The following is a 22983-nucleotide window of genomic DNA, read 5'->3' on the forward strand; positions in this document are numbered from 1 at the left end:
GGACGGGTGGGCACACGGGACGGCGCCCTTCGCGGCGCCTCCGCGTTCCGCGCCTGGACCCGCACCACTTTGTGCGGCGCGCATCCGGTGCGGGTCAGGGCGCGGGAGCCTCTGGCGCCGGCAGGGGCGCCGTTCCGTTGTGCCCACCCGTTCCGCCCCGGCGGAACGATTGCCCACAACGGGGGGCGCGGGGGTGGGCACCGCCCCGGCGGAACGCATGCCCACAACGGGGCGCGGAGGGGTGGGCACCGCCCCGGCGGAACGACTGCCCACAACGGGGGCGGGGGCGTTCACCCCGGTAGGCCCGCTCGGCGGGACGTGGTCGCCGCCCGCGCGCGGTCGGCCGCCGCCGACGCGGCGTCCCCGGCGGCCTCGTGGACGGCGGCACGGCGGTGGAGCAGGTCGACGACGTCCTCGGCGACCCCCAGCGACTCGAAGAGTTCCAGGGCCTCCGCGAGCAGGGGCAGCGGTTCGGCGGTGTGCGCCGCCAGCCCCTCCAGCGCGGTCGCCGTCCCCCACCGCTCCCCGAGCGCCCGGAAACCGGCGAGGGCCTCTACGAAGAGGGCCTTCGAGGACGTCAGATGGGCGTGGCCCACCTGGCCGAGGGCGCGGGCCCAGGGGTCGTCGCCCATGCGGAGGCCCTCCAGGGGCCCTATGGACGTCGACCAGAGGAAGGCCGTGTACGGCTGCCCGAGCGGAGCCGTACGCGCGACGAGGAACTCCCTGGCCCGGTCCACGTGTTCGCCCTCCCGGAGGCCCGCCGCGAGGACGCACAGCGCGTACTCCTCGCCGAGTTCCGCCGTCGGCTCCACCCGGTCGAGGAGCTCCGCGACCGGCGCCGCCACCCGGCCCCGCAGCCCGCGCAGCCACCAGTACGGGCTGAGCGCGGCCACCAGCCGCAGACCGTCCTCGGGCGTGCCGCGCCGCAGCGCCGCCCGCAGGTTCGCGTCCTCCGCGTCCAGCCGGGCCAGCCACTCCAGCTGGTCGGGCCCGCGCAGTTCGGGATCGGCCGCCTCGGCGAGTTCCCGGTAGTACGCGTGGTGGGCGGCGATCGCCGGGTCCCCGTCCGGGAGCCGCTCGGCGGCGTACGCGCGGATCGTCTCCAGCATCCGGTACCGGCCGTCGTCCCGTACCTCCACCAGCGACTTCTCCACGAGCGAGGCCAGCGGGCCCGGGCCCGCCCCGCACACCCGGGCCACCGCCTCCGCCGTCGCGCCGCCCCGGAACACGGAGAGCCGCGCGGCCAGTTCCCGCTCGTCCGGTTCGAGCAGCGACCAGCTCCACTCGACCACGGCCCGCAGCGTCCGGTGCCGCTCCGGCGCGGTGCGGTCCCCGCGCGACAGCAGTTCGAACCTCTCGCCCAGGCCGTCCGCCAGCTCCTCCACGGACAGGGTCCGCAGGCGGGCGGCCGCGAGCTCGACGGCGAGCGGCAGCCCGTCGAGGCCCGCGCAGAGCTCCGCCACGCGCGCGTGGCCCGTGAATCCGGGCCGGACCGCCGCCGCCCGCCGCACGAAGAGATCCTCCGCCGCGTCCGGCGCGAGCGCGCCGAGCGGCAGCAGGGACTCCCCGGTGATGCCGAGCGCCTCCCGGCTCGTCGTCAGCATCCGCAGCCCCGGGCAGGCGGCGAGCAGCCGCCGTACGAGGAGCGCCGTCTCCGCGACGACGTGCTCGCAGTTGTCCACGATCAGCAGCACCGGCCGCCCGGCCAGGGCCGTTTCGAGCCGCGCCGCGCCCCGCACGCCGAGCGCCGCCGCGAAGGCCTCGGCGACCTCGACCGAGACGGGGCCCGTCCGCCCGTCCCCGCCGGGCACCGGCCCCGCGCCCCCGACCGCCCCCAGGTCCACGAACCTCACCTCACCCGGCAGCCCCGCGCCCACCTCCAGCGCCAGCCGGGTCTTGCCCGCGCCGCCCGGACCCACCAGGGTCACCAGGCGCGCGGCCGTCACCAGGGCGGCCAGCCGCTCCCGTTCCCGTTCGCGGCCCACGAAGACCGTCAGCGGCGCGGGCAGCGGCGGGCACGCCCGGTCCGGGACGGTCGTCCCGCCCCGCAGCACCTCCAGGTGCGCGGCGGACAGCTCCGGCGACGGATCGGCCCCCAGCTCCTCGGCGAGTGCCGTCCGCACCTCCTCGTACACGGCGAGCGCCTCCGCCTGCCGTCCCGCCTCGGCGAGCGCCCGCATCTGCAGCCCGCGCAGCCGCTCCCGCAGCGGCTGCTCCCGCACCGACCGCTCCAACTCCCTTACGAGTGCGGCCGGGTCCCCGCCGACGGCCAGCTCGGCGGCCGCCCACTCCTCCACGGCGTCGAGCCGCAGCGCGTCGAGCCGGGCCGCCTGGCCCGCGGCGAAGGGCGCGTCCCGCACGTCGGCGAGCGCCGGCCCCCGCCAGAGCCCGAGCGCCTCCCGCAGCAGGCCGGCCGCGCGGCCGGGGTCGCCCGCCGCACCGGCCCGCGCGCCTTCCCGGGCGAGCGCCTCGAAGCGCAGGACGTCCACGTCCGTGGCGGGGTCGCCGACGGCCAGCCGGTATCCGGCGGCCGAGAACTCGACCGCGACGCCCGGCGGGAGGGCCCGGCGCAGCCGCGAGACCTGGGCCTGGAGCGCGCCCTGGGCACCGGCCGGCGGTTCGTCCCCGTACAGCCCGTCGAGGAGCCGCTCCACCGGGACGGTCCTGCCCGCGTCGAGGAGGAGCCGGGCGAGCAGGGCGCGGACCTTGGGGCCGCCGGTGGCGGGCACCGGGGCGCCGTCGGCGCCGGTGACCGCGAGCGGTCCGAGGAGGCGGAAGATCATGTGCGGATTGTGTCCCGGCGGACGGCCGCTCCTCCACCCTCCGGTCGCCGGGGCCCGCAGGCCTCAGGCCGCGGTCCTCGCGCGCGTGCGGGGGTTGCGGGCGGTCAGGGTGACCCCGACGGCGACCGTGACCGCCGCGACGAGCCCGGCCGCGAGGACGGCCCAGCGGCCCGCGAAAGAGCACATCAGGATCGCCAGCGACGAGACCGGCAGGACCAGCTGCTGGGCGATGCCGACCTTGAAGTAGCGGGCGTGCAGCAGCCACACCGACAGCAGGAACACGGCCGAGGGGATCGTCACGGCGGCGGAGGCGGCGAGGGTGGAGATGTGGGCCTTGCCCACGGCCTGCTCGACGGCGATCTCCAGGCCGGCCCCGACGGCGGCGGCCGACGCGAAGATCACGTAGTGGCCGTAGCCCCACAGGAAGCCCTGGCGGCTGGAGGTCAGCCGGTCGTGGGCGGGCACGACGAAGTAGATCCACCAGGCGGCGAAGACCAGCAGCAGACCGCCCGCGGCGATCGGGAGCACCTCGCCGAGGGCGTCGTTCTCGATGATGCCGGTCTTCACGGCGACGGTCGCGGCGGCGACGGTCTCGCCCAGCACGATGATGGTGAACAGGCCGTACCGCTCGGCGATGTGGTGCGGGTGCCAGTTGCTGGGGGCGTCCTTCTCCGCGTACACCGGCACGGCCATCTCGGCGAGCGCCATGACCAGGAAGACCCACGGGCGGGCCGGCTCGGGCGCCAGGAGCAGCGCGAGCCAGCCGACCTGGACGGTGAGGACCCCGCCCGCGTACCGGCGGCACATCGTCCGCTCGGCCGGGTCGGTGGCGTGGTGGGCGGCGCGCAGCCATTGCGAGGCCATGGCGAGGCGCATCACGAGGTAGCCGAGGTAGACGACGAGGAAGTCGTGGTCGGCGAAGGCGCGCGAGACGCCGGCGGCGAGGACCAGCACGCCGGCGATCTGGACGAGGGTGACGACCCGGTAGAGGACGTCGTCGTTGTCGTAGGCCGAGGCGAACCAGGAGAAGTTCATCCAGGCCCACCAGATCGCGAAGAAGACCATCGCGTAGTTGAGGATGCCCTCGCCGGCGTGGCCCTCGGCGATCGCGTGCACGAGTTCGGCGCCGGCCTGGGCGACGGCCACGACGAAGCACAGGTCGAAGAAGAGCTCCAGGGGCGTGGAGGCCCGGTGCGACTCCTCGCGGGAGCGAGCGGTGAGGGGAAGGAACGGTTGTGTCATGCGCCCCAGCACAGCAGAAGGGGCGGCGGGCCCCTGCACGTGCCACGCCTTCCCGCCCCCCGGGCGGCTCGCCGCGGCCCGCGAGGTCTTCGCGGTCCGCGGTCCGGCCGCCGTCCGACCGGCTCGTCACGGGCCCGTACGCCCTCCGACGACCCGTCACCGGCCCGCCCGCCGGCCGACCGAACCGTCACCCGCGGGGTGGTCAAAACAGAACCAACCAGGTCATACGGTTTTACCGTGGCCGCGTGACCGAGCCACCGAAGACAGTCGAGCCGACCCCCGCGCCCGGCTCCGCCCCCGCTCCGGGCCCCGCACCCGGCGCCACGGCGGCCGACGGCCCCGCCCCCCGGCCCCCCGCTGTCGTGCGCCGTCGCGCCCGCCGGCGTACACCCCAGGCAGCGCGCAGCCGCGTCTGAACAGGCCCGTGCACGAGCGCCATCCCCAGATCCGGCCCACCAGCGGCTACGGCGACCCCCGGATCCGGCACACCGGGCCGGGCCCCGGGACGGGGACGGAACAGGAGCCGGAACGCTCCTCGAAGCTCTCGGCCCGCCTCGCGCTGGCGCTCACGGTCGTCATCGGCCAGCTGTGGGGCCTGACGATCGTGGTGGACGAGTGGATGGCGGGCGACACCGGCACCGCCTGGTGGGGCGCGGGCTTCCTCGTCCTGTCGTTCGCGGTGGTCCTGGGCCTGTGGCTGATCGACCCGAAGGACCGCTGATCAGGGGGGCGCGCGGCGGGCGGGCGGGCGTACCCTGAAGAGATGAGCACCGCCCCCGCCCACGGCCCGCGAGACGCGAAGCGGACCGGCACCGATCCCCAGAACACTCCGAAGCCGGTACTCGTCTTCGACGATCCGCTGGACCGGCAATCCGCGGACGACACGGACCGTGGGTGGGGCGAGCGGCCTCCGGCCGGCGGCGACAGCGCCGCCGACCTCGCGCGCTTCCTCGACGAGAAGCCGCCGCACCACCTCTGAAACCGGCGTGCCGCGCCGGTCAGGAGGTGGAGTGCGTCCCCGCCGCCCCACCGCCGGCGACCGTGGAGCCCGGGGTCGTGTTGTTCACGGGGCCGCGCTGGGCGACCAGGTGGTCGCGGATCTCCTTGAGCACCTCCAGCTCGCTGACCTCCAGGGTCTCCTGGACGCCCTCCTTCGCCTTCTCGTGCGCGGCGCGCTTGGCGAGGATCTTGGCCATCGGCAGGACCATGAGGAAGTAGACGACGGCCGCGGTGATCAGGAAGCTCAGCACCGCGCTGAGGACCAGGCCCCACTGGATCTGGATGCCCTGCATCTCGCCGTCGACCACCCGGCAGGGGCTCTTGAGGCAGGACGAGTAGCCTTCCAGGTCCTTCGTTCCGAAGGCGCCCACGAGCGGGTTGATGATTCCCTTGACCACCGAGTTCACGATGTTCGTGAAGGCGGCGCCGATGACGACCGCCACCGCCAGGTCGATCACGTTGCCACGCATCAGGAAGGCCTTGAAGCCTCCCAGCAAACTTTCCTTCTTCTCGGCCACCGGGGTGCCTTTCGTCGCGTGTGAGGTCGCGTGTGCCGCTGTGTGCGGAGCCATTAGGCCGTGAGCGGCACGAGGGCGTCCAATCCGTACACACGGGACGGTGACTTGACAGCGAGTCAGTGCGAATCAGCACACCGTCACCGCCAGTTGGGACGTGACACCGGCACCTGCCAGCTCCGCCGCCGTCGACCGCGGCACGGACAGGACGACGAGCGCCCCTCCGTCCGGTCGAGTCTCGTCGGGCCGGGGGACCTCCGCCACCCGGGCGCCCGTGGCGACCACCCGGGCCTCGCCCTCCCCGCCCGGCGCCGAGTGGGGCGCGGCGATCACGTCGACCCGGTCGCCGGGCCGCAGCAGCCGTACGGTGGCGGCGTCGGCGATCCGTACCGGCGCGGACACCAGGGGCACGGCGGCGGGCGGCCGCGCGCGAGCGGGCGCCGGCGGAGGGGGCGCGGCCGGGGCGCTCGCGTGCGCGACGGCCAGCGCGCCCGCCGTCAGGGCCAGGAGCAGCGCGGGTGTGCGCCGCCCCCGCCGGAGCGCCCTCCGCAGCCGGTGCCGGGCGCCCCGCACCCGCAGCGGCTCGAAGGCCGGCACCGCGCAGGGCGCGGGGACGGAGGAGGTGAGGGTCGTCGTCATGCGGAGTACCACCTGTCCGGTCGGGAGCCGTCGGAGAAGAACGCCCCCACTCTCCCGGCTCCGCCACCGCCCCGCTCCGGCCTGGGGATCACCCCGTGCCTGTGGACAACCTCCTCACCCCTGCGGGGGGTGGGGACGGCGCCCGCCGGTGCTCTACGGCAGCTCGATCCCCAGGTCCCAGCCGTCGTGCGCCCGGGTGCACAGGCAGTCCCGGTCCACCGTCGCCGGCAGGGCTCCGACCGCGTCGAAGAGCACCTCCCGCAGCCGTCCCACGTTCTCGCCGAAGACCCGCAGCACCTCGGTGTGGGAGACGCCGTCGCCGGTCTCGGCGCCCGCGTCCAGGTCGGTGACGAGCGCGAGCGAGGTGTAGCAGAGGCCCAGCTCGCGGGCGAGGACGGCCTCGGGGTGCCCGGTCATGCCGACGACGGACCAGCCGGCGGCGGCGTGCCACCGCGACTCGGCGCGGGTGGAGAAGCGGGGCCCCTCGACGACGACCATCGTGCCGCCGTCGACGGGTTCCCAGCCCCGTCCCCGGGCGGCCTTGACCGCGACCCGCCGTCCGTCCGGGCAGTAGGGGTCGGCGAAGGTCACGTGGACGACGTTCGGCACGGCACCGTCGGCCCGCCGCTCCCCGTCGAAGTAGGTCTGGGCCCGGTTCTTCGTGCGGTCGACCAGCTGGTCGGGCACGACGAGGGTGCCGGGCCCGTACTCCTCGCGCAGTCCGCCGACGGCGCAGGGCGCGAGGACCTGGCGCACGCCGACGGAGCGCAGCGCCCAGAGGTTGGCGCGGTAGTCGATCCGGTGCGGCGGGACGGTGTGGCCCCGGCCGTGCCGGGGGAGGAAGGCGACCTGCCGGCCGGCGAGCTCGCCGAGGAAGAGGGAGTCGCTGGGGCTGCCGTACGGGGTGTCGACGGGCACCTCGGTGACGTCTTCGAGGAACGAGTAGAACCCGGAGCCGCCGATCACGCCGATCTCCGCGTACACGTCATGGTTGGCCATGCCCGTCACCCTACGCAGGGCACGCGGAAACACCGAGGGCCCCGTCGCGCACGGCGACGGGGCCCTCGGGAAAGAGCGGGTCAGGCGGCCGAGCTCCCGGTGCCCGACGAGGACGTCGAGGAGGAGGAAGCGGTCGACGCGGCCGGCTTCGCGTCCGAGGACGACGAGGACGGCGTCGAGGACGGCGTGGTCGAGGACTTCGACGAGGCCGGCGAGCTGCTGGACGACGAGCCGCGGCTGTCGTTCCGGTAGAAGCCGGAGCCCTTGAAGACGATGCCGACGGCCGAGAACACCTTCTTCAGGCGTCCCTGGCAGCTGGGGCACACGGTCAGGGCGTCATCCGTGAACTTCTGCACCGCCTCGAGGCCTTCGCCGCACTCGGTGCACTGGTACTGGTAGGTCGGCACTTGACTTCCTCCTGGCACTCACACTCATCGAGTGCTAACGACGATCCATACTGACGTATTCCGTGGGATCAGTCCACCGTCACCGGCACGCGGTGACCGATGCCACGTGCCGCGACCCGGCTCGCCTCGCGCGGCCGCAGCCGCGAGCGCAGGGCGAGCAGCGTGGCCAGGGCGAGGGCCGTGCCCGCCATCGGCACCAGGAAACCGGTGCTCGCGCCGTGTGCGTCGGCGAGGCGGCCGGCGACCGTGACGGCCGCGGCCTGGCCGAGCGCGACGGCGCCGGTGAGCCAGGTGAAGGCCTCGGTACGGGCCGAGGCCGGGATCAGGGTCTCGACGATGGTGTAGCCGGTGATCAGGGCGGGCGCGATGCACAGGCCGACGACCAGGCCCAGGGCGCCGAGGAGCAGCACCGAGTGCGCGGTCCACAGCAGGGAGGCGGCGACGGTGAGGCCCGCGTAGCCCAGGATCAGGCGGCGGCGGGGGCCGGTCTTCCAGGCGACGGCGCCCATGGCGATGCCCGCGAGCATGTTGCCGGCGGCGAAGACGCCGTACAGCAGGCCGTTGGCGCCGGGGTTGCCGATCTCCTCGGTGAAGGCGGTGAGGGAGACCTGCATGCCGCCGAAGACGGAGCCGATGCCGAGGAAGGCGACGACGAGGACGCGGACGCCGGGGACGGAGAGCGCCGAGCGGCGGGGCTCGTCGCCGAGGTGGCCGGCCGCGGCGGACAGGCCGTGGGCGGGCTGGGTGGCGCGCTGCGCGGCGAAGAACAGGCCGCCGACGAGGGTGAGGGCGGCTTCGGCGATCAGGCCGGCCGCCGGGTGGACGCCGGTGCACAGGGCGGTGGCGAGGACGGGGCCGACGACGAAGGTGAACTCGTCCGTGACGGACTCGAAGGCGGCGGCCGTCGGCATCAGCGGGGTGCCGTCCAGCTTGGCGGCCCAGCGGGCCCGGACCATCGGTCCGACCTGGGGCACGGAGGCGCCGGCGGGGACCGAGGCCAGGAACAGCGCCCAGAGCGGGGCGCCGGCCAGGGCGAGGACGACGAGCAGGGAGACGGCGGCGGCGTGGACGAGGACGCCGGGGACCAGGACGGCGCGCTGGCCGAAGCGGTCGGCGAGCTTGCCGCTCTGGGGGGCGAAGAGCGCCATGGAGACGCCGGTGACGGCGGCGACCGCGCCGGCGCTGCCGAAGGACCCGGTGGTGTGCTGCACGAGCAGGACGATGCCGATGGTCAGCATCGCGAAGGGCTGCCGCGCGGCGAAGCCGGGGAGCAGGAAGGACAGCGCGCCGGGTGTGCGCAGCAGCTGCCCGTAGCCGGGCCGCTTGTCCGTGATGACCGTGGACGCCACGGTCCTTGCCTTTCTGCCGCCTGGTAGCGCGCCCCCTGCACGGTGGTGCGGGTGTCGCCGAGAGCTGTCCTCATGCGCGTTACTGCGGTAGATACCGGGCCGGCCCCACTGCGGAGGGGCGCCACGGCCGCCATACGGTCGCGCCAGCTCTGCGTCAGGCAGAGTTGGTTCGATCAGGTGTGCCTTCATGGTACAGGGAAGAGCGTCTTCCCGCCTGGGAAAACGCTCCTGCACCCTAATTAATGCCTGGGATTAACCCCGGGTTTCCCTGCGGCGGTCGCTGCCCGGCAGGTGGAAGCGACCGGTGGCGGCCGGCGCCGAGGCCGCCGTCGCGCCGCCGGTGCCGAGCCAGCCGGCGAGCTTGCCGCCCTGGCCCACGGCCCGCAGCCGCCGCTCGGTGGCGTCCCGCACCGGGTCGGTGGCGACGACGAGCAGTTCGTCGCCGTGCCGCAGGACGGTCGCGGGTCCCGGTACGAAGCTGGCGTCCTCCCGTACGACGAGGGTGACCGCGGCCCCGGCCGGGAGGCGCAGCTCGGCGACCTCGACGCCGTGCATCCGGGAGCCCTCCGGGATGGCGACGGAGAGCAGGTGGCCGCGCAGCCGCTCCAGCGGGGCGGACTCGACGCCGAGGTCGGCGGCCTCGGCGGGGTCGCCCAGCTTGAGGGCCTTCGCCAGCCAGGGCAGCGTCGGGCCCTGGACGAGGGTGTAGACGACGACGAGGACGAAGACGATGTTGAAGATCCGCTCGCTGCCCTCGATCTTCGACACCATCGGGATGGTGGCGAGGATGATGGGGACGGCGCCGCGCAGGCCGGCCCAGGACATCAGGGCCTGCTCCTGCCAGGGGATCCGGAAGGGCAGCAGGCTGACCAGGACCTCCATGGGCCGCGCGACCACCGTCAGGACGAGGCCGATGACGACGGCGGGCCAGAAGTCGTGGACGAGCTCGTGCGGGGTGACGAGCAGGCCGAGCAGGACGAACATGCCGATCTGCGCGATCCAGCCGAGCCCCTCGGCGAAGCCGCGGTTCGCGGGGGCGTGGGGCAGCTTGGCGTTGCCGAGGATCATCGAGGCCAGGTAGACGGCGAGGAAGCCGGAGCCGTGGGCCATGGCGCCGGCGGCGTACGCGACGACGGCGATGGCCATGACGGCGATCGGGTACAGGCCGGAGGCGGGCAGGGCGACGTGCCGCAGTCCGTAGGCGCCGATGAAGCCGACGGCGAGGCCGACGGCGACGCCGATGGCGAGTTCGAGGGCTATCTCCCCGACGAGGAGGTACCAGTGCTCGACGGGCCCGGCGGTGGAGAAGGCGACGACGAGGATGACGACGGGGGCGTCGTTGAAGCCGGACTCGGCCTCCAGGACGCCGGTGACCCGTGAGGGGAGGGGCACCTTGCGCAGGACGGAGAAGACCGCGGCGGCGTCGGTGGAGGAGACGACGGCGCCGATGATCAGGGCCTGCCGCCAGTCGAGGCCGACGAGGTAGTGGGCGCCGGCGGCGGTGACGCCGACGCTGACGGCGACGCCGACGGTGGAGAGGACGACCGCGGCGGGCAGCGCCGGCTTGATCTCCTTCCACTTCGTGCCGAGACCACCCTCGGCGAGGATCACGACGAGGGCGGCGTAGCCGATGACCTGCGTCAGTTCCGCGTTGTCGAAGGCGACGTTCCCGATGCCGTCCTGGCCGATGGCGACGCCGATGCCCAGGTAGAGCAGCAGGCTGGGGAGCCCGCTCCGGGAGGAGATCCGCACGGCCGCGACGGCCACGAGCAGGACGAGGGAGCAGACGAGCAGGAGTTCGTTGAGCTGGTGGACAGTCAGTGGCCGTTCCTTCCCCTCACGTGCGGCTGGATCGTTCCTCCAGCGGCCGGTACTTCGTTACCTTACCTAATCTTTAACGCTTTCTTGACGCTCCCTTTGCGTCTCCTCGCTCATCAGTACGGTTCTCTTCCTGACACCGCGTCCGGGCCGTCCGGACGCTGCGCCTAAGGTTGCTCCCGTACTCCAGGACCACCCTGCCCCTCGAAGGACAGCGATGCCCTCCAACACGACCGCGCCCCCCGGCAAGAAGACCGCCAAGAAGAAAGGGCGGCGCGCCCGCCTGCTCCTCCTCGTCCTGGTCCTCGCACTGGTGGTGGGCATCGGATTCGGCGGGTACTGGGGGGTAAGCACCGTCCGGGCCTCGTTCCCGCAGACGACCGGCGAGATCCGCCTCGACAGCCTCTCCGCCGACGTCGAGGTGAAGCGGGACGCGAACGGCGTCCCGCAGATCTACGCCGACAACGAGACGGACCTCTTCCGCGCCCAGGGCTACGTCCAGGCGCAGGACCGCTTCTACGAGATGGACGTCCGCCGGCACGTGACCGCGGGCCGGCTCTCCGAGATGTTCGGCGAGAGCCAGGTCGACACCGACGCCTTCCTGCGCACCCTCGGCTGGCGCCGCGTCGCGCAGGAGGAGTACGACAAGGTCCTGTCGCCGGAGACGAAGAAGTACCTCCAGGCGTACGCGGACGGCGTCAACGCCTATCTGAAGGACCGCGCCCCGAAGGACGTCTCCGTCGAGTACGCGGCGCTCGCCCTCACCGGCGACTACGCGATCGAGCCGTGGAGCCCGGTCGACTCGGTGGCCTGGCTCAAGGCCATGGCCTGGGACCTGCGCGGCAACATGCAGGACGAGATCGACCGCTCGCTGATGACGAGCCGACTGAGCGCGAAGCAGATCAAGCAGCTGTACCCGGAGTACCCGTACGCGCTCCACCAGCCGATCGTCGACAAGGGCGCGGTCGACGACGACGGGAAGTTCGACCCGAAGGCCGACGCGACCGAGGGCGACGGGACGACCACCGGGGACACCCCGGGCACGGGCCCCGGCGGCTCCTCCGGCGGCGTCTCCTCCCAGCTCGGCGCGCTCTCCGAGGTCCTCGACTCCGTCCCCGCCCTGCTCGGCCCCAACGGCAACGGCATCGGCTCGAACTCCTGGGTCGTCTCCGGGCGGCTCACCACCTCCGGCAAGCCGCTGCTCGCCAACGATCCGCACCTCGCGCCCCAGCTGCCGTCCCTCTGGTACCAGATGGGCCTGCACTGCCGCTCGGTCTCGGCCACCTGCCGCTACGACGTCGCCGGCTACACCTTCTCCGGCATGCCCGGCGTGATCATCGGCCACAACGACAAGATCGCCTGGGGCCTCACCAACCTCGGCGCCGACGTGACCGACCTCTACCTGGAGAAGATCGGCCCCGACGGCTACCTCGTCGACGGCAAGGTCAAGCCGTTCGTCAGCCGCGAGGAGACCATCAAGGTCGCCGGCGGCGCCGACCGCAAGATCACCGTCCGCTCCACCGGCCACGGCCCGCTCGTCTCCGACCGCTCCTCCGAGCTGGAGACGGTCGGCCAGAAGGCCCCCGTCGGCAACGCCGCCCCCGACCGCGGCACCGGCTACGGCGTCTCCCTCCAGTGGACCGCCCTCCAGCCGGGCAGGTCGATGGACGCGATCTTCGCGATCGACCGCGCCAAGGACTTCACCGCCTTCCGGGCCGCCGCGAAGAACTTCGAGGTCCCGTCCCAGAACCTGATCTACGCCGACACCGACGGCCACATCGGCTACCAGTCGCCCGGCAAGATCCCGCAGCGTTCCAAGGGCGACGGCACCCTGCCCGCGCCCGGCTGGGACTCCTCGTGGAAGTGGAAGGGCTACATCCCCTTCGAGCGGCTGCCCTACGAGTACGACCCGGCGCGCGGCTACATCGTCACCGCCAACCAGGCCGTCGTCGACGAGAAGACCTACCCCGACCTGCTCACCGAGGACTGGGGCTACGGCTCGCGCAGCCAGCGGATCAACGACCTCATCGAGTCGAAGACCAAGGACGGCGGCAAGATCTCGCCGGACGACATGCGGACCATGCAGACGGACAACCGCAGCGAGATCGCGACGCTGCTCAACCCGCTCCTGCTGAAGATCGACATCTCCGACCCGTACGTCCGCGAGGCGCAGAAGCTCCTGGAGGGCTGGGACTACACCCAGGAGCCCGACTCGGCCGCCGCCGCCTACTTCAACGCGGTCTGGCGCAACGTCCTCAAGCTCGCCTTCGGCAACAAGCTGCCCAAGGAGCTGCGCGCCGAGGGCGACTGCATCAACGTCCGCCCGGCCGAGGCCACCGGCCCGGTCGACGAACAGAACAAGCTCGTCCGCGAGTGCGGCGAGCGCGACCCCGACTCGGCGCAGCCGGACGGCGGCGACCGCTGGTACGAGGTGGTCCGCCCGCTGCTCAAGCAGGAGAAGAGCGAGTGGTGGGCCACCCCCGGCAACCGGCTCGACCCGGCCACCGAGACGCGTGACCAGCTGCTCGCCCGCGCCATGAAGGACGCCCGCTGGGAGCTGACCGCCAAGCTCGGCAAGGACGTCTCCACCTGGAGCTGGGGCCGGCTGCACCAGCTGACCCTGAAGAACCAGACCCTCGGCACCGCCGGCCCCGGCGTCGTGCAGCAGCTCCTCAACCGCGGCCCGTGGAACCTGGGCGGCGGCGAGGCGGCCGTCGACGCCACCGGCTGGAACGCGGCCGGCGGCTACGAGGTCATCTGGGTGCCGTCGATGCGGATGGTCGTCAACGTCGGCGACTGGGACAGGTCCCGGTGGATCAACCTGACCGGCGCCTCCGGCCACGCCTTCCACTCGAACTACACGGACCAGACGGACGCCTGGGCGAAGGGCGAGCTGTACGACTGGGCCTACGGCAAGGCGGCGGTCGACGCGGCGGCGAAGGACACGCTCACGCTGAAGCCCTGATCAGGGGCCGAATCGGGTGACCCCCTCCGGGGTCACCACCGCGTGCACGGGGTGGTCGTGCGGTTCCTCCGGGACCCGGGCGACCACCTCGTCCGCGTAGAGGAGCACCACCAGGGCCGGATCCACGCCCGCGCGTGCGAGCCGGGCGAGGACCCGGTCGTACGAGCCGCCGCCCCGCCCGAGCCGCATCCCGCGCCCGTCGACGGCGAGACCGGGCAGCAGCACGGCGTCGGCGGCGCACACCGCCTCGGGGCCGAGCCGGGGCCCGGTCGGTTCGAGCAGGCCGCGGCCGGCCTTCGCCAGCGCCCCGCGCCCCTCGTACGCCGCCCAGTCCAGGTCGTTGTCGGGCAGCAGGACGGGGAGCAGGACCCGCACCCCGCGCGCGTGGAGGGCGTCGAGCAGCGCGCGCGTGCCCGGTTCGCGGCCGACCGACACATAGGCGGCGACGGTGCCCGCCCCGGCGAGTTCGGCCAGTTCCATGCCCTGCCGGGCGAGGGATTCGGCCGAGTCCGCGAGGAACGCGGGGGTCAGCTCGGCGCGGGCGGCCAGAAGTCGGCTGCGCAGCATGGTCTTTTCGGACAACTCGGATGTCATGTCGGCCTCATGTGCATGTACGAAATTCTTGTAACTGTCTTTATGTGAAGGAAGTTAACCGAAGCCACATCTTCTTCTCATTACGAACGACTAAGGTTCACCGCATGAATCAGTCGCTCCCCAGGCTCGGCCGGATCAGCAAGGCTGTCATCCCCGCCGCCGGTCTCGGTACCCGCTTCCTCCCGGCGACCAAGGCGACGCCGAAGGAGATGCTGCCGGTCGTCGACAAGCCGGCGATCCAGTACGTCGTCGAGGAGGCCGTCGCGGCCGGGCTCTCGGACGTTCTGATGATCACCGGCCGGAACAAGCGTCCCCTGGAGGACCACTTCGACCGGAACTACGAGCTGGAGGAAGCTCTGATCCGGAAGGGCGACGGGGAGCGCCTCTCCAAGGTCCAGGAGTCCAGCGACCTGGCCACCATGCACTACGTCCGCCAGGGCGCCCCGCGCGGCCTCGGCCACGCCGTGCTCTGCGCCGCCCCGCACGTCGGCGACCAGCCCTTCGCGGTGCTCCTCGGCGACGACCTGATCGACCCGCGCGACCCGCTGCTCGCGCGGATGGTGGACGTCCAGGAGCGGGAGGGCGGCAGCGTCATCGCCCTGATGGAGGTCGAGCCCTCGCAGATCCACCTCTACGGCTGCGCGGCGGTCGAGGGGACCGCCGACTCGGACGTCGTGAAGGTGACGGACCTGGTCGAGAAGCCGGACCCGGGCGAGGCGCCCAGCAATTACGCGATCATCGGCCGTTACGTGCTGGACCCGGCCGTCTTCGAGACGCTGCGGGAGACCGAGCCGGGCCGCGGCGGCGAGATCCAGCTGACCGACGCGCTGCAGAAACTCGCCTCGGACGAGAAGATCGGCGGCCCGGTGCACGGCGTCGTCTTCAAGGGGCGCCGCTATGACACCGGTGACCGCGGGGACTATCTGCGTGCCATTGTCAGACTCGCGTGCGAACGTGAAGATCTGGGACCGGACTTCCGGGCCTGGCTCCGGAGATACGTCAGCGAGGAGATGTAGCACCTTGAGCAGCAGCGCGGCACCGTCGCCGTCCCACGGCGACCACGACCAGCACGACCACGGGCACGGCCCCGCGGACCCCTGCGCGGGCCCGGCCCGCGGCCTGTGGTCGGTGGACGAGCACCTCGCCGACATCCTCGCGACGGTCGCCCCGCTCGAACCGATCGAGCTGCAACTCCTCGACGCCCAGGGCTGCGTCCTCGTCGAGGACGTGACGGTGCGGGTCGCGCTGCCCCCCTTCGACAACAGTTCCATGGACGGGTACGCGGTCCGGGTCGCCGATGTCGCCGGTGCCACCGAGGAGTTCCCCGCCGTCCTCACCGTCATCGGCGACGTCGCCGCGGGCGCCGGGGCCCTGCCGGAGGTCGGCCCCGGCCAGGCCGCCCGGATCATGACCGGGGCCCCGCTGCCGCCCGGCGCCGAGGCCGTCGTCCCCGTCGAGTGGACCGACGGCGGCACGGGCGGAGGCGCGGCCACCGGCATGACCGCCGCGAGCGCCGCCCCCGAGGGGGCCGGCGGAGAGGTCCGGGTCCACCGGGCCGCCGAGGCCGGCGCCCACGTCCGCAGGGCGGGCAGCGACGTGCGGGCCGGGGAGCTCGCCCTGGAGGCGGGCACGGTCCTGGGGCCGCCGCAGATCGGCCTGCTCGCCGCGATCGGCCGGGGCACCGTGAAGGTCCGCCCCCGCCCCCGGGTCGTCGTCCTCTCCACCGGCAGCGAGCTCGTCCAGCCCGGCGAGCCGCTGGGCGAGGGCCAGATCCACGACTCCAACAGCTTCGCGCTCGCCGCCGCCGCGCGGGACGCCGGCGCCCTGGCCTACCGGGTGGGGGCCGTCGCCGACGACGCGGAGTCGCTGCGCGCCACCATCGAGGACCAGCTCATCCGGGCCGACCTGATCGTGACTACCGGCGGGGTGAGCGTCGGCGCGTACGACGTGGTGAAGGAGGCCCTGACCGCCGACGGGCAGGTCGACTTCCGCAGGCTGGCCATGCAGCCGGGCAAGCCGCAGGGCTTCGGCGCGATCGGCGCCGAGCAGATCCCGCTGCTCGCCCTCCCGGGGAACCCGGTCTCGTCGTACGTCTCCTTCGAGCTGTTCGTGCGCCCCGCGATCCGCGCGCTGATGGGCGTCGAGGACCTGCACCGGCCCACGGTGCGGGCGGTCCTCGCCGCCGACGGGGCCCTGTCGTCCCCGGCCGGCCGCCGCCAGTTCCTCCGCGGCACGTACGACCGGGAGGCGGGCACCGTCACACCCGTGGGCGGTGCCGGTTCCCACCTGATCGCGGCCCTCGCCCACGCGGACTGCCTGCTCGTGGTCCCGGAGGGCACGGAGAGCGTGGAGCCGGGCGCCGAGCTGGAAGTGGTCCTCCTCGGCTGAGGGGGCGACGCTGGAGGTACGGTGTCGTCCTTCACACAGCGACCGGGAGTGTCACGGCCATGAGCACGCAGCAAGGTCTCACCCACATCGACGAGGCGGGCGCGGCCCGCATGGTCGACGTATCGGCGAAGGACGTCACGTCCCGCACCGCCCGCGCCAGCGGCCGGGTCCTCGTCTCGCCGCGCGTGATCGAGCTGCTGCGCGGCGAGGGCGTCCCGAAGGGGGACGCGCTCGCCACCGCCCGCATCGCCGGGATCATGGGCGCCAAGAAGACCCCGGACCTCATCCCGCTCTGCCACCCGCTGGCCGTCTCGGGCGTCACGCTGGACCTGGCGGTCACCGACGAGGCGGTCGAGATCCTGGCGACGGTGAAGACCACGGACCGCACGGGCGTCGAGATGGAGGCCCTCACGGCGGTCTCGGTGGCGGCCCTGACCGTGGTCGACATGATCAAGGCGGTCGACAAGGGCGCGGTCATCTCCGACGTACGGGTGGAGGAGAAGACGGGCGGCAAGTCGGGCCACTGGACGAGGGCCGAGGCGTGACGCGCGCGGGCCGGGTGGCCGGAGCGCACGAGCACGAGCACGAGGCGCCGTCCGGCGCGCCCGAGGAGGTCCCCGCGGCGGCCTACCGCGCGCTGGTCGTCACCGCCTCCAACCGGGCATCGGCCGGGGTGTACGAGGACAAGGGCGGTCCGCTGATCGCCGAGGGCCTGGCCCGGATGCGCTTCGCCGTGGACGGTCCGCAGGTCGTCCCGGACGGGGCGCCGGTGGAGGCGGCCCTGCGCGCCGGGGTCGCCGCCGGGTACGACCTGATCGTCACCACCGGCGGCACGGGCATCTCGCCCACCGACGAGACCCCGGAGGCGACCCGTCGGGTCCTGGAGCGGGAGATCCCGGGCATCCCGGAGGCGATCCGCGCGTACGGCCGGGGGAAGGTCCCGACGGCGGCGCTCTCGCGCGGTCTGGCCGGGGTCGCGGGCTCCACGCTGATCGTGAACCTGCCGGGGTCCCCGGGCGGGGTGCGCGACGGGCTCGCCGTCCTGGAGCCGCTCCTGCGCCACGCCGTCGACCAGATCCGCGGCGGCGACCACCCGAGAGCGACGTGATCCCGTCCTGGCCGGTGGTCCTCGTCGACGGCGAGGTGCTGCTCCGACCGATAAAGATGCGCGACCAGGCGGCCTGGCGCGAGGTGAACCGGCGCAACCGCGAGTGGCTGCGGCCCTGGGAGGCGACGGTTCCGCCGGCGCCTCCGGGCGCTCCGGTCGCGCAGCGTCCCACGTACCGTCAGATGGTGCGCCACCTGCGGTCGGAGGCGAACGCCGGCCGGATGCTGCCGTTCGTGATCGAGTACCGGGGGAGGCTCGTCGGCCAGTTGACGGTGGCCGGGATCACCTGGGGCTCGATGTGCTCGGGGCACGTGGGGTACTGGGTGGACAGCGAGGTGGCCGGGCGCGGGGTGATGCCGACGGCGGTCGCGCTCGCCGTCGACCACTGCTTCCGGGTGGTCGGGCTGCACCGCATGGAGGTGTGCATCCGCCCGGAGAACGGGCCGTCGCGCCGGGTGGTGGAGAAGCTCGGCTTCCGCGAGGAGGGCCTGCGGCCCCGCTATCTCCACATCGACGGCGCGTGGCGGGACCATCTGGTCTTCGCGCTGACGGCGGAGGAGGTGCCGGAGGGGCTTCTGCGGCGCTGGCACCACACGAGAATGCAATAAGTGTTCGAATTTAATCGTCAGTTGGCGTCAATCGATCTGAACAATCACAAAAAAGTTCAGTGATATCAGCCAGATCGTGCGACACACCGGGCCAATTGGCCGATGCGTGTTACGGAACCCCTCTACCGTGTGAAGCGTGAGCAGCAGCGGCCTCATCTACGCAGTCATCGTCGGGGCCTGGGCCGCCTACTTGGTGCCGATGTGGCTCCGCAGGCAGGACGAGCTGAACGAAGCCCGTCCGACGGAACGCTTCAGCACCGCCATCCGGCTGCTTTCCGGACGGGCGGGCATGGAGCGCCGGTACGCCAAGGAGCTCAAGCAGCGGGACCTTGCGGCGGAGGGACCGACGCCCGACGTGGACCCGGACGCGGAGACCGAGCATCTGAGCTCGGTCGACGTCCGGGCCTTCTCCGCGCCCGCGGCCAGGACGGAAGCGCGCCTGGAACTCCCGGAACCCGGCCCGGAGCCGGCCCCCGGCCCCGCACCGGCCCGGCCCGCCCCCGGCGCCGCCGAGCGCGCCCGCCGGGGCAAGGTCCTCGCCCGGCGCCGCCGGACCACGACGCTCCTCTTCGCCGCCTTCACCCTCGGCGCGGTCGTCGCGGCCGTCGGCGGCGTCGCCTTCCTGTGGGCCCCGGCGGTCCCGGCGCTGCTCCTCAGCGCGTACATCGTGCACCTGCGGATCCAGGAGCGGCGCCGCTTCGTGTACGTGATGGACCGGCGGCGCGCCGAAGCGGCCGCCGCCCGTCTGCGCGAGAGCCGCCGCCCGGTCCCGACCCCGGAGCCGGAGGCCGACCCGGCCCCGGTGGCCCCGGCGGTCTCGCCGCAGGAGGCGGACCGGCGCGCCCTGGTCGAACAGACCGACCACGCGGAGTGGGTGGACCAGCAGCGCGAGCGCGGGCCGGCCCGCGGCGACAGCTGGGACCCGGTCCCGGTGCCGCTCCCCACGTACGTCACCGCCCCGGTCGCCCCGCGCGCCACGAGCGGCATCGACATCACGGACCCGGAGACCTGGAGCGCGGCCCGCTCCTCCACGGCGGCCGACCCGACCCCCGCCCCGTCCCCGGCGCCCCGCCAGCGCCCCGCCCAGCCCCGCCGCGGCCGCGACCACGGTCGCACCCCGCTCTTCGACCAGTACGCGGACGAGGACCGCCCCCGGGCGGCCAACGAATGACCCCGGCCGGGGGCCCGCGACGGCCCCCGGCTGACCTGGGACGGAAGCGATTTTTGTTCTTCCCGATCGGGATGCTAATGTTTCACACGTCGCAAGGGCCTGTGGCGCAGTCTGGTAGCGCACCTCGTTCGCATCGAGGGGGTCTGGGGTTCAAATCCCCACAGGTCCACAGACACGGAGATCCCGTCCGATCGCAAGATCGGGCGGGATCTCTGCTTTCCCCGGGGACGGCGCACCGGCCCGCGCTTGTTGAGCGCGGGTCAGCGGCGGCCTCAGACCAGGGGCTTCGCGAAGCAGCGGCTGCTGGGGTAGTGGCGGTAGTGGCCGAACTTGGCGCAGGGCTCGTAGCCGCTGGAGGCGTAGAGGGCGATGGCCTCCGGCTGGGCGGTGCCCGTCTCCAGGACCATGCGGACGCGGCCGGCGGCGCGGGCGTCGGCTTCGAGGGCCGCGAGGATGCGGCGGGCCAGTCCCAGGCCGCGGGCCTCGGGTATCACGTACATGCGCTTGAGCTCGGCGTCGCCGTCCGCGTAGCCCTCGTCGTTCTCGTCCTGGGTGCGCCAGCCGCCCGTGGCGACCGGCCGGCCCTCGGGGTCGTACGCGAGGAGGTAGAGGCCACGGGGCGGGACGAACATGCCGGCGTCCAGCGGTGTGACGTCGCCCTCGTCGCCGTAGCGGACGGCGTACTCGGCCTGCACCGCGTCGTTGAGTTTGACGGCGTCCGGGTGGTCATAGGGCGTGGGCTGGATGTTCATACAATGAATCGTATATGTATGCGATCGCCGGGTGTCGGTATTCTCCCGGGATGCTCACCGTGACCTCCGTGAATGTCAATGGCCTCCGCGCCGCCGCCAAGAAGGGCTTCGTCGAGTGGCTGGCCGGCACCTCCGCCGACGCCGTCTGCCTCCAGGAGGTGCGCGCCGAGGAGGCGCAGCTGCCCGCCGGGGTGGGGGCGCCCGAGGGCTGGTTCACCGTCCACGCACCCGCCGCCGCCAAGGGCCGCGCCGGCGTCTCCCTCTACACGCGCCGCGAGCCCGACGCCGTGCGCATCGGCTTCGGTTCCGCCGAGTTCGACTCCAGCGGCCGGTACGTCGAGGCCGACCTGCCCGGCGTGACCGTCGCCAGCCTCTACCTGCCCTCCGGCGAGGTCGGCACCGAGCGCCAGGACGAGAAGTACCGCTTCATGGGCGAATTCCTGCCGTACCTGAAGGAGCTCAGGACCCGGGCCGCCGCCGACGGGCGCGAGGTCGTCGTCTGCGGCGACTGGAACATCGCCCACCGCGAGGCCGACCTCAAGAACTGGAAGGCCAACAAGAAGAACGCCGGGTTCCTCCCCGAGGAGCGCGAGTGGCTGAGCCGGGTCCTCGACGAGGGCGACGGGGGCTACGTGGACGTCGTGCGGCGGCTGCACCCCGAGCAGGAGGGGCCCTACTCCTGGTGGTCCTACCGCGGACGCGCCTTCGACAACGACACCGGCTGGCGGATCGACCTGCTCGTCAGTTCACCTCGCCTGGCCGAGCGGTGCGTGAAGGCGTACGTGGAGCGGGCGGCGAGCCACGCGGAGCGGTGGAGTGATCACGCACCCGTGACCGCCGTGTTCGACGTGTAGTGACCGGCAGCGGGCTCGGGCCCTCGATCGCCCGGCAGATCGTGGCGGACCATCAGGGAGCCGTCGAGGTGGCGTCCGGGATGGGCGCGGGGTCCGTGTCCACGGTGGTGCCGCCGGCCCCGCGGGGCGGGGCCGGCGACCGAGCGCGGGATCAGCAGGGAAGGCTGGACCCGTAACCGTTCAGCAGGTTGTCCTTGATCCAGCCCCCGACGCCGGTGGTGTTGTCCTGGACGTGCGACCACGTGCCGTCCTGGCCGGCCACCCAGCAGTGCAGGGTGAGGCTGTGGCTCGCCTGCGCCTGGCCGAGCGAGACGCACTCGGTCGTCGGGCCGGTGCGGATGTTCACGCCGTCCGTGTTCGTGCTGCCGGCATGGCCGTCCCGGTTCGACCAGCCGGGGGTGGAGCAGGCGGTCGCGCCCTCCGGCGCGGCCACCGCCGCCGTGGTCGGCAGGACAAGGCCGCCGGTGGCCGCGACGGCACCGACGGCCACCGCGGCGAGCTTCGTCCGAAGACGCATCGATCTCTCCTGAACTCCTGGTCGTTCCCGTCCGGCGCTGCGCGGGACGGGCCGGTTCGTTCGAGCGCGGGGAAAGAATTGCCCGACGGAGAGAATGCGTTCAATGGGAGGCCGCCGCGGCGGCTGCTTTTCGGCGATGCGTTTCCGGCGGGGCCGGGGAGGCGCTTCAGGACTGTCGGGCGCGGCGCGGGAAAACGCCGGCCACCTCCGGTCGCCGGGATTCCGGAGCCGTGACGGGGAGCGGAGGAAGGGGGAAAGGACTTCCGGTCCGCCGGATTCCCCGATTCCGTCCCGCGGGAGACGACGGGAAGCGGCCATCGGGGCGCGGGGCGGAACCCCGGCCAGGTTGGCCGCTTCCCGAGGGCGCGTCAGGTGCCGGCGGGGGCCGCCGTCGGCGGCAGACGGCCCGCCCGTACCGCCGGCCGGAGCCCCGCGAGCATCCCGATCACCAGCGTCGCCCCCGCCCCGGCCGCCGTCGCCCACACGGGGGCGACCGTCGGCCGGCCCCGGCCCGGCGCGTGCGCGGCGGGCGGACCGGCGGTGGGGCCGGGGTCGTGAGGAACCGTCGAAGAACCCGTCAGGCGATCATGAGGGCGTCGGGAGGGGCCGCACGAGGGGCGGCGGGCGTCTCAGGGGGTCTCGCGCAGGTGCCGGTCGAGCGCCATCGACAGCTCGGCCTCCACCACGCTCTTGGCGAGCGGGCGCAGCCTGTCCAGATCGTCCTCGGCCGTGTGGGCGCGCAGGAGTTCGGTGAAGAGCGCGGCGAGGGCGTCGGCGTGCTCGCGGACCCGGGCGCCCGCCTTGAGGACCTCGGCGAGGGGGACGCCCTCCCGGACCAGGGCGGCGGAGACGTCGAGCAGCCGGCGGCTGATGTGGATGATCTCCTCGCCGTCGGTGACGAGGTAGCCGAGGTCGAGCGCGGCGGCGAGGTTCTCGGCGGTGACCTCGCCGGCGAAGTGGTCGGCGAGCTCCTCGGGGGTGAGGCGGACAGGCTCCTCCTCGGAGGGGGCGGGGAGGGCGAGGACCTCGCGGACGCCCCGGCCGCTCTCGAAGGCGGTGGTGAGGTCGGCGATGCCGTTGAGGGTGTGGCCCCGCTCCAGGAGGGCGGCGATGGTGCGCAGCCGGGCCAGGTGGTTGTCGTCGTACCAGGCGATCCGGCCCTCGCGGCGGGGCGGCGGGATCAGTCCGCGCTCGCGGTAGAAGCGCAGGGTCCGCACGGTGATGCCGGCGGCGGCGGCGAGCTCGTCCATGCGGTACTCGCGGGGCCCGGGTGTG

The 22983-nt window shown here is 73.5% G+C and carries 21 protein-coding genes, 1 tRNA gene and 1 pseudogene; 11 read left to right on the forward strand and 12 right to left on the reverse strand.

Annotation, left to right across the window (positions count from 1 at the left end):
• Positions 1-290 precede the first annotated feature (290 nt).
• Both ACFYUZ_RS31155 and ACFYUZ_RS31160 read right to left on the reverse strand, forming a co-directional pair.
• Positions 291-2783, reverse strand: a complete 2493-nt coding sequence (locus tag ACFYUZ_RS31155; RefSeq protein WP_389314851.1) for a BTAD domain-containing putative transcriptional regulator — start codon at positions 2781-2783, stop codon at positions 291-293.
• Positions 2784-2846: 63 nt separating this feature from the next.
• On the reverse strand, positions 2847-4025 hold the full coding sequence (locus ACFYUZ_RS31160; protein WP_389314853.1) for a low temperature requirement protein A: 1179 nt from the start codon (positions 4023-4025) through the stop codon (positions 2847-2849).
• A 370-nt stretch (positions 4026-4395) separates the two neighbouring features.
• Between ACFYUZ_RS31160 and ACFYUZ_RS31165 the strand changes: the two are divergent.
• Both ACFYUZ_RS31165 and ACFYUZ_RS31170 read left to right on the forward strand, forming a co-directional pair.
• A pseudogene (locus ACFYUZ_RS31165) lies at positions 4396-4746 on the forward strand (DUF6755 family protein); the annotation flags it as partial.
• A gap of 42 nt (positions 4747-4788) precedes the next feature.
• On the forward strand, positions 4789-5004 hold the full coding sequence (locus tag ACFYUZ_RS31170) for a hypothetical protein (protein WP_389314855.1): 216 nt from the start codon (positions 4789-4791) through the stop codon (positions 5002-5004).
• Between the two features lie 19 nt (positions 5005-5023).
• On the opposite strand, the gene mscL is transcribed toward ACFYUZ_RS31170, so the two are convergent.
• The 6 genes from mscL to ACFYUZ_RS31200 form a co-directional block, all read right to left on the reverse strand.
• Positions 5024-5542 (reverse strand): large conductance mechanosensitive channel protein MscL, encoded by a 519-nt coding sequence (gene mscL, locus ACFYUZ_RS31175; RefSeq protein WP_389314856.1) that lies wholly within the window; start codon positions 5540-5542, stop codon positions 5024-5026.
• A 126-nt stretch (positions 5543-5668) separates the two neighbouring features.
• A complete protein-coding gene (locus ACFYUZ_RS31180; protein WP_389314858.1) occupies positions 5669-6178 on the reverse strand; it encodes a hypothetical protein in 510 nt (169 codons plus the stop codon).
• A gap of 153 nt (positions 6179-6331) precedes the next feature.
• On the reverse strand, positions 6332-7177 hold the full coding sequence (locus tag ACFYUZ_RS31185) for an S-methyl-5'-thioadenosine phosphorylase (protein WP_389314860.1): 846 nt from the start codon (positions 7175-7177) through the stop codon (positions 6332-6334).
• 80 nt (positions 7178-7257) lie between these two features.
• On the reverse strand, positions 7258-7584 hold the full coding sequence (locus ACFYUZ_RS31190) for an FmdB family zinc ribbon protein (protein ID WP_389314862.1): 327 nt from the start codon (positions 7582-7584) through the stop codon (positions 7258-7260).
• Positions 7585-7652: 68 nt separating this feature from the next.
• Positions 7653-8933 (reverse strand): MFS transporter, encoded by a 1281-nt coding sequence (locus ACFYUZ_RS31195; RefSeq protein ID WP_389314864.1) that lies wholly within the window; start codon positions 8931-8933, stop codon positions 7653-7655.
• Between the two features lie 252 nt (positions 8934-9185).
• On the reverse strand, positions 9186-10754 hold the full coding sequence (locus ACFYUZ_RS31200) for a potassium/proton antiporter (RefSeq protein WP_389315182.1): 1569 nt from the start codon (positions 10752-10754) through the stop codon (positions 9186-9188).
• Between the two features lie 214 nt (positions 10755-10968).
• Between ACFYUZ_RS31200 and ACFYUZ_RS31205 the strand changes: the two genes are divergently transcribed.
• The gene (locus tag ACFYUZ_RS31205) at positions 10969-13716 is read left to right on the forward strand and encodes a penicillin acylase family protein (RefSeq protein WP_389314866.1); all 2748 of its coding nucleotides are present in this window, start codon (positions 10969-10971) and stop codon (positions 13714-13716) included.
• Here ACFYUZ_RS31205 and ACFYUZ_RS31210 read toward each other — a convergent pair whose 3' ends face one another.
• The gene (locus tag ACFYUZ_RS31210; RefSeq protein ID WP_389314868.1) at positions 13717-14310 is read right to left on the reverse strand and encodes a 5-formyltetrahydrofolate cyclo-ligase; all 594 of its coding nucleotides are present in this window, start codon (positions 14308-14310) and stop codon (positions 13717-13719) included.
• Positions 14311-14414: 104 nt separating this feature from the next.
• Between ACFYUZ_RS31210 and galU the strand changes: the two genes are divergently transcribed.
• The 7 genes from galU (at position 14415) to ACFYUZ_RS31245 (ending at position 19754) form a co-directional block, all read left to right on the forward strand.
• A complete protein-coding gene (galU, locus tag ACFYUZ_RS31215) occupies positions 14415-15326 on the forward strand; it encodes a UTP--glucose-1-phosphate uridylyltransferase GalU (RefSeq protein ID WP_389314870.1) in 912 nt (303 codons plus the stop codon).
• A gap of 4 nt (positions 15327-15330) precedes the next feature.
• Positions 15331-16698, forward strand: a complete 1368-nt coding sequence (gene glp / locus ACFYUZ_RS31220) for a gephyrin-like molybdotransferase Glp (protein ID WP_389314872.1) — start codon at positions 15331-15333, stop codon at positions 16696-16698.
• 59 nt (positions 16699-16757) lie between these two features.
• Positions 16758-17243, forward strand: coding sequence for a cyclic pyranopterin monophosphate synthase MoaC (gene moaC, locus ACFYUZ_RS31225; protein ID WP_030690225.1), 486 nt, complete (start codon positions 16758-16760; stop codon positions 17241-17243).
• Between the two features lie 92 nt (positions 17244-17335).
• Complete coding sequence (locus ACFYUZ_RS31230) at positions 17336-17806, forward strand: molybdenum cofactor biosynthesis protein B (protein WP_389315184.1); 471 nt, start codon at positions 17336-17338, stop codon at positions 17804-17806.
• Positions 17803-18414: a GNAT family N-acetyltransferase gene (locus ACFYUZ_RS31235; protein ID WP_389314873.1), complete on the forward strand. Its 612-nt coding sequence runs from the start codon at positions 17803-17805 to the stop codon at positions 18412-18414. Before ACFYUZ_RS31230 ends, ACFYUZ_RS31235 begins: the two co-directional genes overlap by 4 nt.
• A gap of 136 nt (positions 18415-18550) precedes the next feature.
• A complete protein-coding gene (glpR, locus tag ACFYUZ_RS31240; RefSeq protein ID WP_389314875.1) occupies positions 18551-19585 on the forward strand; it encodes a gephyrin-like molybdotransferase receptor GlpR in 1035 nt (344 codons plus the stop codon).
• Positions 19586-19680: 95 nt separating this feature from the next.
• A tRNA-Ala gene (locus ACFYUZ_RS31245) sits at positions 19681-19754 on the forward strand.
• Positions 19755-19857: 103 nt separating this feature from the next.
• On the opposite strand, the gene ACFYUZ_RS31250 is transcribed toward ACFYUZ_RS31245, so the two are convergent.
• Complete coding sequence (locus ACFYUZ_RS31250; protein ID WP_389314877.1) at positions 19858-20337, reverse strand: GNAT family N-acetyltransferase; 480 nt, start codon at positions 20335-20337, stop codon at positions 19858-19860.
• Positions 20338-20387: 50 nt separating this feature from the next.
• Between ACFYUZ_RS31250 and xth the strand changes: the two genes are divergently transcribed.
• Positions 20388-21191, forward strand: coding sequence for an exodeoxyribonuclease III (gene xth, locus ACFYUZ_RS31255; RefSeq protein ID WP_389314878.1), 804 nt, complete (start codon positions 20388-20390; stop codon positions 21189-21191).
• Between the two features lie 151 nt (positions 21192-21342).
• On the opposite strand, the gene ACFYUZ_RS31260 is transcribed toward xth, so the two are convergent.
• A complete protein-coding gene (locus ACFYUZ_RS31260; RefSeq protein ID WP_389314880.1) occupies positions 21343-21708 on the reverse strand; it encodes a hypothetical protein in 366 nt (121 codons plus the stop codon).
• A gap of 629 nt (positions 21709-22337) precedes the next feature.
• Positions 22338-22958: a MerR family transcriptional regulator gene (locus ACFYUZ_RS31265; protein ID WP_389315186.1), complete on the reverse strand. Its 621-nt coding sequence runs from the start codon at positions 22956-22958 to the stop codon at positions 22338-22340.
• Positions 22959-22983 lie beyond the last annotated feature (25 nt).

This window comes from Streptomyces sp. NPDC004266 (genome assembly GCF_042874095.1).
In the GTDB taxonomy this organism is placed as follows: Bacteria; Actinomycetota; Actinomycetes; order Streptomycetales; family Streptomycetaceae; genus Streptomyces.